Source organism: Streptomyces aurantiacus (assembly GCF_001418335.1).
Taxonomy (GTDB): Bacteria; Actinomycetota; Actinomycetes; order Streptomycetales; family Streptomycetaceae; genus Streptomyces; species Streptomyces aurantiacus.
Genome location: NZ_LIPP01000367.1, coordinates 1 through 8,662 on the forward strand (window position 1 = coordinate 1; position 8,662 = coordinate 8,662).

Below are 8,662 nucleotides of genomic sequence, written 5' to 3' on the forward strand. Positions count from 1 at the left end.
CACCCCGCCGGCCAACAAGCTCCTCGCGCCGGGCGCGGGCATGGTCGACCGCGTACGCGACCTGCTCACCGGCCGCGGCCAGAACGCCTGAGAGCACCGAGACGCCCGACGACTGCCGACTGCCGACTGGCAGCCGTCAGCTGGGCAACTGGGCAACTGGGCCATGGAAGGGGCCGCGGTTCCGACCGCGGCCCCTTCCCTTGTCCGGCGGAGATTCCCTCGGAACGGTCCGCCGTGGTCGGAAGAGGGCTCACGAGACGAGCGCCTTCCGGGAGATGGCTGGTATTACTGGTGCATGCAGGAAGAGACCGCGCGGTCCGCGATCGACACGTTCGTCTCCGCGTTCAACGCCTCGGACGACAGCTATGTGACAGCCCTCCTCTCCGAGGCCCTGACCTCGGACGTGGTCTTCTGGGGGCCGTTGGGCCGCAGCGAAGGGATCGAGGCGGTCGAGCGGTTCGTGCTGGACATCCGGCGCCACCCGGCGGGGACCGGCACGATGGTGCGCTGCTCGGCGGTGGACATGCCCGACGAGTGGGCCCGGTACCAGTGGGTCTTCACCACACCGGACGGAGGCCCCCGCCTGGCGGGAACGGACGTCGTCCACCTGCGGCGAAGCCTCATCGACCAGGTCATCGTCTTCGCGGGGGAGATCGAGCCGTCCGCCTCCTGAGCCATCCTTCTCTCCCCTGGCCGCCGCTCAACCGGCCACAGTCTGCGCGCAGTTACTGCCCGGCCTGCCGCACCGACCTCGAACACGCCATGGTCACGGCCATGGAGCCGGCGGACCCCGGTGAGGTGATCAGGAGGGCCACTCGCCGGTCATCTCGACGTAGTTCTCGCCACGGACCTTCTTGCCGTTGTACGTACCGGTGAAAGCCGACGCGGCCTCTAGATAGCCGCTCCCGTCCGGAGTTTCGATCTCCTGGTCCGGATTTCCGGTGACCCGTACGTCGAGCTCTGAGCGCAGCGCGGGAATGCTGACGCGCCAACGGGTGGGGTACGTCTGATGGGTGGCCGGACTGGTCCACCGCCGGGAGGCGCTCTGTGCGAGCGGTTCGACGTCGACCACGTCGTAGGAGCCGTCAGGATGGAGGACCGTCGCCCAGCTGTCCTTGGTCCTGCTGCCGACCGTGTCCCAGATGGCGACCTTGTCACCGTTGGGCATGTTGAGGTTCATCCACGTCCACCGGGTCAGAGACAGCGGCATCTCACCCCACTGCCTGTCCAGCCAGGAGGTGCCCCTGACCCTGTGCTTCTTGCCGTCGACGACAAGCGTTCCGGACGTCCGCATCTCCGGGAGCGCGAACTCGTAATTGGGCACGCCGTCGACGAGGTTGAAAACGCCGGTGGACGCGTAGTTCATGGCCGGACCGGTGGGTGTCATCTCGACGTCGAGACCTCCCCACGGCGTCTCGACCTGCACCGACTGACGGGCGGAGTCACCCGTCCAGCTCAGCCCCGGGGCCTTGATGTCGAGCTTGCCCTCACTCCACCGATAGTCCTCCGGCTCGACCATCGCGTCGTAGTCCTTGTACCACCCGGTCGTCTTGTTGATCACCGAGAACGTCCAACGGTACGCGTTCTCGGTCCTGTTCGGGATGATGCGTGTGTGGACCTGAAGACCGAACTCCTGGCCGTTCGCCTTCACCGAGCTGGTGATGTAGACGGAGTCGAACCAGGTCTCCTCCGGCCCGGCGGCGTGCCGGCCCAGGTCAGCCACGGGATCGACCACGGCCGGGATTCCTGACGTGGCGGAACGGGCGGTCGGCAGTGCGGACGGGCCGGTCGCCTGGGCCGAAGAGCCGGCGAACGTACTGAACCCCAGAGCCACTGCCGCGGTGACCAGGGCCTTCGCTCGGCGCTTGGTCCGGATTGCGGTCATGTGGGTTCCTCCTCGCATCGGGCCGGCCGGGATCATCCCGGTCGGCCTTTAGTTCGTAATACCTACAACCCTCATGTTGATTGGTAATACAAACAATGTCAAGGACGACGGAGGTGGCCGCCGGCGCGCACGTCGTCAGCAGGACGTGAAGTCACCCCGCCCCGGCGGCACGGAGAACATCTCCGTCTCGACGCCTTCGCAGGACGGAAAGAGTGGATATCAGGTCGTCGTACGGCGTCGCTGTGCGGCCTTGCGGCTCATCATCCGCGCCTTGCGTACGGTCACGATGACGCCGGCCAGCAGCGTGCCCCCGTACAGCCACCCCGCGTGCATGGCGAGCGCGGTGACGAGCCCCATCACCCGGCCGCCGAAGCCGCCGCCGCTGTCGGCGATGGGCAGCAGGCCGACGGCGAAGGCGATCGGTACGGCGACGACGGCGGTGACGAGGTCGGCCCGCCGCACCCACACCGCGGTCAGGACGCAGACCGGCAGGAACAGCACCCCGTAGACGACGAGGGACGCCCCGAACAGCAGCTGGATCAGACAGGCCAGCGCGAACATCGACGCGGTGCAGAACAGCCCACTGCCCCGACCGGTGAGCCGGGGATTGGGGAACCTGCGTACCGCCTGGACGAGCGGTGAGACGGGCGGTGCGGTCCGCGGGACACCGGCCCCGGCCTGCCGGGCCGTACGGGCACCGCCCCGCCCGGCCTGTGGGGGAAGGGGCGTGCCGCGTCGTGACGGCTGTGACTGGGGAGGACGCGTCCTGTGTTGCTCCACTGGTCCAACTTAGGTCGGGTTATGTGCGCAATGGGCACCGAGACACGCGCTTTGGCCGACCTTGGCCAAGCGTTCGATACGTCGCCGGTGCGAGGTGCCGCACGCCGTAGACTGGTGGATCGGCCCGCGCATCACGAAGTAGGCACCTCGAAGTACGCACCTCGGAGTCGCTCACGAAGTGAAGGACGCGGGCCCGTCCGAGCCCGGTCCTCGTGGCCCAGCCAGTCCCCGCCCCACCACCTCACGTACGGGAAGTCGCAACGTGTCGCTCACGATCGGAATCGTCGGTCTGCCGAATGTCGGCAAGTCGACCCTTTTCAACGCCCTGACCAAGAACGACGTGCTGGCGGCCAACTACCCGTTCGCCACGATCGAGCCGAACGTGGGCGTGGTAGGCGTCCCCGACGTCCGGCTCGCCAAGCTGGCAGAGGTCTTCGGCTCGCAGAAGATCCTGCCCGCCACCGTGGACTTCGTCGACATCGCGGGCATCGTGCGCGGCGCGAGCGAGGGCGAGGGCCTCGGTAACAAGTTCCTCGCGAACATCCGTGAGTCGGACGCGATCTGCCAGGTCATCCGTGCCTTCAAGGACGAGAACGTCGTGCACGTGGACGGCAAGGTCTCGCCGAAGGACGACATCGAGACGATCAACACCGAGCTGATCCTCGCGGACCTGCAGACGATCGAGAAGGTGCTGCCGCGCCTGCAGAGGGAATCGCGGATCAAGAAGGACGTCACGGTGAAGGTGGCCGCGATCGAGGCGGCGAAGGAGATCCTGGACGCGGGGCAGACGCTGTTCGCCGCGGGCATCGAGCAGGGCTCCGAGCAGGAGGCCCTCCTCCACGACCTGCACCTGCTCACGGTCAAGCCGTTCCTGTACGTCTTCAACGTGGACGAGGACGAACTGGTCGACGACGCCTTCAAGGCCGAGCAGAGCGCCCTGGTCGCCCCCGCCGAGGCGATCTTCCTCAACGCCAAGCTGGAGTCGGACCTCGCCGAGCTCGACGACGAGGAGGCGTTGGAGCTCCTCCAGTCCGTCGGAGTCGAGGAGCCCGGCCTCGCCACGCTCGCGCACGTCGGCTTCAACACGCTCGGCCTGCAGACGTACCTCACGGCAGGCCCGAAGGAATCCCGCGCCTGGACGATCAAGAAGGGCGCCACCGCCCCCGAGGCCGCCGGTGTCATCCACACCGACTTCCAGAAGGGCTTCATCAAGGCGGAGGTCATCTCCTTCGAGGACCTCATGGAAACGGGCTCGGTCGCCGAGGCCCGCGCCAAGGGCAAGGCCCGCATGGAGGGCAAGGACTATGTGATGCGGGACGGGGATGTGGTGGAGTTCCGCTTCAACGTGTAGCGGTTGACATATGGCCACGCCGGGACCCCAGGGCGGCCCAAGCTCAGACGTCCTTGATCTGTACGCGGTCGCCGCAGAGTTTCGACCAGTCGTCGCGGTCGGAGGTCAGTACCAGGACGGGGCCCGGGGCGCGGAGTGCCATCGCGGCGACGAGAGCGTCGATGGCGTACGTGTGGCCGTGCAGGCCACCGGCGTCGCTCAGCAGCTGCACTGCGGTGAGGCTGTCCGCCCCACCGGGATCGAGGCCGCTCGGCGTGTGGGGGTGCCTGTCCTCGTGTCGGCCCTGACGGTGACCATCTGGCGGTCGTTGCGCAGGAGCAGCGACAACGCCTGGGAGTCCAGAACCAGGGACCTGGCTGCGGGCTCCTTCATGTGGCGCTGTCGTTCGACGCGTACGGCGCCGCCGCGTCACCGAACAATTCGCTCTGCGCGGCCTGGACCTCGGCCTCGCTCAGTGGCTCGTGCTCGGCTTCGTATGCGGCCACGATCTCGGCGAGGCCGTCCATCGCCAGCTGATGCCGGACCGCCGCGGTCACGTACGCGGACACGCCGCGCTTGCCGATGCGCGTTCGCAGAGCGCCGAGGAGGTCGTCAGCCGTCGGCGAGACGCTGAATGGTGGCGCTCAGCCACGCCTGGAGATCGGCGGGGTCGCCCAGTTCGGAGCGCAGGACCCGGCGGCGGGTCGAGACGCCGAGTACGAAGGCGTCGATCGCCGCGGCTCGGCTGCGGGCGTCCGCGTCGTCCAGGCCGCTGTCGCGCAGGTAGCGGTGCAGCGGCTCCAGCGAGTTCGTGTCCAGGAAGGCGGCCAGCGCCTCCGCCGCCTCCGGGCGTTCGCCGGACGCGCGTTGCAGCACGAGCAGCGGATCCTCCCCCGGCGCACCGAACCAGCGCTGGACGATGCTCGCCGCGAGGCGCGCGCCCAGCGTGGAACGGTCGCCGTCGAAGGAGTCGGAAACCGGGATCTCCACCCGGGTCGCCGCCAGGAAAAGGCCGTCCTTGCCGCCGAAATAGCGCGTGATGAGGTTGGGCGACACGCCGGCCGCGTCGGCCACGCCCTTGACCGTGATCGCCCCGTACCCGTGCTGGGCGAACTGGCGTCGCGCGTGCTCCAGGATCCGTTGCCTGGTGGCGGCCGCATTTCGCAGAGTCATGTGTACGAGCATACACATTATGTGTACGCTGATACACATGGACCACGAGATACGGGAACGGCTCCGGCGGACGCGGCGTGTCACGACCCCGTGGAGTGACGACGAGACGCGCGGCTTCAGCGGCACCCGCCTCGACACACTGCTCGAACACTGGGCGAACGGGTACGACTGGGGCGTGCACGAGCGCCGCATCGGCGAGCTCCCCTGGGTGACGGTGCGGGCAGGCGACACCGACCTGCGGGTGATCCACCAGCGGTCCGCGGATTCGGGCGCCCCGGTTGTCGTGCTGCTGCACGGCTGGCCGGACTCGGTGCTGCGGTTCGAGCGCGTCCTGCCGCTGCTCGCGGACCTGCACGTGGTGGTTCCCGCACTGCCGGGCTTCCCCTTCGCGGCCCCGCTCACCACGTCCGGTATGTCGGTCAACCGGATCGCCGGGATCGTCGCGGACGCCCTCGACGAGCTCGGCTACTCGCGGTACACGGTGTCCGGCGGCGACGTGGGCGGCACCGTCGCGGAACTCCTCGCGGCCGACCACCCGGACCGGGTGGCTTCCCTGCACCTGACGAACATCGCGCCGCAGCACGCGTTCACGGCGGACCCGGCGAAGCTCGCGCCCGACGCGGCGGCCTATCTCGGCCGGGCGGCGCGGTGGTTCCGGACCGAGGGCGGCTACATCGCGGAACAGTCGACGCGTCCGAACACGCTCGCCGTCGCTCTCGGCGACTCACCCGCGGGCCTCGCGGCGTGGATCGTCGAGAAACTGGAGTCCTGGTCCGACGACTCGGCTTTCACCGCCGACGAGCTACTCACCTGGGTCAGCGCCTACTGGGTCACCGGCACGATCGGCACCTCTTTCGCGACCTATGCCGAACCGGCCGTCCTCCCCGACCGGATCGACACGCCGACCGTGCTCTCCGTGTTCCCACGCGACACCAAGCCGGAGCCGCGCAGCTACGCCGAGGCGTTCCTGAACATCCGCGCGTACGTCGAACACCGGGCCGGCGGCCACTTCGCAGCCTGGGAACAGCCCGGACCGTACGCCGCAGACGTACGCCGTGCGGTCGAGCTGGGCGGCGGCTGACACGGAGCTGCTGACACGGAGCCTGCGCTAGTTGAACTTCGCCGCACGCATCGCCGCGCCCACGATTCCCGCGTTGTTCTGCAGTTGGGCCGGCACGATCTCCGCCTTGATGCCCTCGATCAGCGGCAGGAACTTCTGGGCCTTGCGGCTGACGCCGCCGCCGATGATGAAGAGCTCGGGCGAGAAGAGCATCTCCACATGGGCGAGGTACTTCTGGACGCGGTGGGCCCAGTGCTCCCAGGAGAGGTCGTGGTCCTCCTTGGCCTTCGTGGAGGCGTGCGTCTCCGCGTCGTGGCCGTTCAGCTCCAGGTGGCCCAGCTCCGTGTTCGGAACGAGGACGCCGTCCACGAAGAGGGCGCTGCCGATCCCCGTACCGAAGGTGAGGAGGAAGACCGTGCCCCGGCGGCCCTGGCCCGCGCCGAACTGCATCTCGGCGACGCCCGCCGCGTCCGCGTCGTTCAGTACCGTCACCGGCAGGCCGCCCAGCCGCTCGCCGAGCAGGGCGCGCGCGTCGGTGTCGATCCAGGCCTTGTCCACGTTGGCCGCGGTGCGGATGGTGGAGCCGCCGGTGACCACGCCCGGGAAGGTGATCCCGACCGGGCCCGTCCAGCCGAAGTGGCCGACGACTTCCTTCACACCGTCCGCCACCGCGTCGGGGGTCGCCGGGTGCGGCGTGAGCACCTTGTAGCGCTCCTCCGCCAGGTCGCCCTTGTCCAAATCCACGGGAGCGCCCTTGATCCCTGAACCGCCGATGTCCACGCCGAAGATCTGCATGGCTCTACGTTACGTCGTACGACGGACAGTCACTCGCCCGAGGGGGTGGTTCCCGTGCGGTCCGCCACCAGGGCCGCCGCCTCCGCGCGCAGGTCGCGGCGCAACTCCTTGGGCAGGGAGAACGTGATGGACTCCTCGGCCGCCTTGACCAGCTCGACGTCCTCGTAGCCACGGGTGGAGAGGTACTCCAGGACCTGTTCGACGAGGATCTCCGGCACCGAGGCCCCGGAGGTGACGCCCACCGTCGAGACACCCTCCAGCCAGCTTTCGTCGATCTCGTCGGCGAAGTCCACGAGGTACGCCTCCCGCGCGCCCGCGAGCTTGGCGACCTCGACGAGCCGTACGGAGTTGGAGGAGTTGCGCGAGCCGACCACGATGACGAGCTCGGCCTGCTCGCCCATCTGCTTCACCGCGAGCTGCCGGTTCTGCGTGGCGTAGCAGATGTCGTCGCTCGGCGGGGAGATGAGCTGCGGGAACTTCTCCTTGAGGGCGTCCACCGTCTCCATGGTCTCGTCGACCGACAGCGTGGTCTGGGAGAGCCAGACGACCTTGGACGGGTCGCGGACCTCGACCTTGGCGACGTCACCGGGGCCGTCGACCAGCGTGATGTGGTCGGGCGCCTCACCCGCCGTACCGATGACCTCCTCGTGGCCCTCGTGGCCGATGAGGAGGATGTCGAAGTCGTCGTCCGCGAACCGGACGGCTTCCTTGTGGACCTTGGTGACCAGCGGGCACGTCGCGTCGATGGTGGCGAGCCTGCCGGCCGCGGCCTCGTCGTGGACGACCGGGGCCACGCCGTGCGCCGAGAACATGACGATGGACCCCTCGGGGACCTCCGCCGTCCGCTCGACGAAGATGGCGCCCTTCTTCTCCAGGGTGCGCACGACGTACTTGTTGTGGACGATCTCGTGGCGGACATAGATCGGGGCCCCGTACTGCTCCAGGGCTTTCTCGACGGCGATCACGGCACGGTCGACACCCGCGCAGTAGCCACGGGGGGCGGCGAGCAGGACACGGCGGCCAGTCGAAACAGTCATGCGTCCCATCGTAAGGCCGCGCCCGGCGGGTCAAAGATCACCTCTTTGGGGAGACTGGGCGGAAGCCGGGGAGACGAGGGGCTTTGAGGGGGGCGGGCACGGCACGACTCTCGGGAGGCACGGATGTCCCACACGGAGCCAACGGAACCATCGACCCGCACGGGCGACGACGGGCAGGCGCTGCGGCGCAGTCTCGGCTTCCGCGACCTGGTCGTCTACGGGCTGCTGTTCATCGCCCCCATGGCGCCGGTCGGTGTCTACGGGACCCTCGACGCCAGGTCGCACGGGGCGGTCGCGCTGGTCTACGTCGTCGCCACGGTCGCGATGGCGTTCACCGCTTTCAGCTACGCGCAGATGGTGCGGGTGGTCCCCCAGGCGGGTTCGGTGTTCGCCTACGCGCGCGTGGGGCTCGGAAAGGAGGCGGGGTTCGTCGCCGGGTGGATGGCGATGCTGGACTACCTCCTCATCCCGGCAGTCGCGTACCTCTTCTCCGGGATCGCGATGAACTCCCTGGTCCCCGAGGTCTCGCGGTGAGTGTGGACGGCGATCGCGGTCGTCGTCACGACGCTGCTGAACCTGTGGGGCGTACGGGCCGCGGCCCG

The 8,662-nt window shown here is 68.7% G+C and carries 9 protein-coding genes and 3 pseudogenes; 5 read left to right on the forward strand and 7 right to left on the reverse strand.

The window, feature by feature from the left end; all coding sequences use genetic code 11:
• Both AOK01_RS45750 and AOK01_RS35335 read left to right on the forward strand, forming a co-directional pair.
• Positions 1-91: pseudogene (locus AOK01_RS45750) on the forward strand (hemerythrin domain-containing protein); the annotation flags it as partial.
• A 204-nt stretch (positions 92-295) separates the two neighbouring features.
• On the forward strand, positions 296-673 hold the full coding sequence (locus AOK01_RS35335; RefSeq protein ID WP_055518943.1) for a nuclear transport factor 2 family protein: 378 nt from the start codon (positions 296-298) through the stop codon (positions 671-673).
• 129 nt (positions 674-802) lie between these two features.
• Here AOK01_RS35335 and AOK01_RS35340 read toward each other — a convergent pair whose 3' ends face one another.
• Complete coding sequence (locus tag AOK01_RS35340; protein ID WP_055518945.1) at positions 803-1,885, reverse strand: lipocalin family protein; 1,083 nt, start codon at positions 1,883-1,885, stop codon at positions 803-805.
• A gap of 219 nt (positions 1,886-2,104) precedes the next feature.
• Positions 2,105-2,665, reverse strand: coding sequence for a DUF6542 domain-containing protein (locus AOK01_RS42100; protein ID WP_079104022.1), 561 nt, complete (start codon positions 2,663-2,665; stop codon positions 2,105-2,107).
• 262 nt (positions 2,666-2,927) lie between these two features.
• Between AOK01_RS42100 and ychF the strand changes: the two genes are divergently transcribed.
• Entirely contained in the window at positions 2,928-4,016 is a 1,089-nt protein-coding gene (gene ychF, locus AOK01_RS35350; protein WP_055518948.1) for a redox-regulated ATPase YchF, read from the forward strand.
• A 43-nt stretch (positions 4,017-4,059) separates the two neighbouring features.
• Here the strand turns inward: ychF and AOK01_RS35355 are convergent.
• The 3 genes and pseudogenes from AOK01_RS35355 to AOK01_RS35365 all read right to left on the reverse strand — a co-directional run bounded on the left by AOK01_RS35355 (position 4,060) and on the right by AOK01_RS35365 (position 5,168).
• Positions 4,060-4,388 (reverse strand): annotated as a pseudogene (locus AOK01_RS35355) (DNA-binding protein).
• Complete coding sequence (locus AOK01_RS35360; protein WP_055518950.1) at positions 4,385-4,591, reverse strand: hypothetical protein; 207 nt, start codon at positions 4,589-4,591, stop codon at positions 4,385-4,387. The pseudogene AOK01_RS35355 and the gene AOK01_RS35360 overlap by 4 nt, the downstream one beginning before the upstream one ends.
• 16 nt (positions 4,592-4,607) lie before the next feature.
• Complete coding sequence (locus tag AOK01_RS35365) at positions 4,608-5,168, reverse strand: TetR/AcrR family transcriptional regulator (protein WP_055518959.1); 561 nt, start codon at positions 5,166-5,168, stop codon at positions 4,608-4,610.
• A 37-nt stretch (positions 5,169-5,205) separates the two neighbouring features.
• On the opposite strand from AOK01_RS35365, the gene AOK01_RS35370 reads away from it, so the two are divergent.
• Positions 5,206-6,249, forward strand: a complete 1,044-nt coding sequence (locus tag AOK01_RS35370) for an epoxide hydrolase family protein (protein ID WP_055518952.1) — start codon at positions 5,206-5,208, stop codon at positions 6,247-6,249.
• 27 nt (positions 6,250-6,276) lie between these two features.
• Here AOK01_RS35370 and ppgK read toward each other — a convergent pair whose 3' ends face one another.
• Both ppgK and AOK01_RS35380 read right to left on the reverse strand, forming a co-directional pair.
• On the reverse strand, positions 6,277-7,023 hold the full coding sequence (ppgK, locus tag AOK01_RS35375; RefSeq protein ID WP_055518953.1) for a polyphosphate--glucose phosphotransferase: 747 nt from the start codon (positions 7,021-7,023) through the stop codon (positions 6,277-6,279).
• Between the two features lie 29 nt (positions 7,024-7,052).
• Positions 7,053-8,069 carry a 4-hydroxy-3-methylbut-2-enyl diphosphate reductase gene (locus AOK01_RS35380; protein WP_055518955.1) on the reverse strand — a complete coding sequence of 339 codons (1,017 nt, stop codon included), beginning with the start codon at positions 8,067-8,069 and terminating at the stop codon, positions 7,053-7,055.
• A 114-nt stretch (positions 8,070-8,183) separates the two neighbouring features.
• On the opposite strand from AOK01_RS35380, the pseudogene AOK01_RS35385 reads away from it, so the two are divergent.
• Positions 8,184-8,662: pseudogene (locus tag AOK01_RS35385) on the forward strand (APC family permease); the annotation flags it as partial.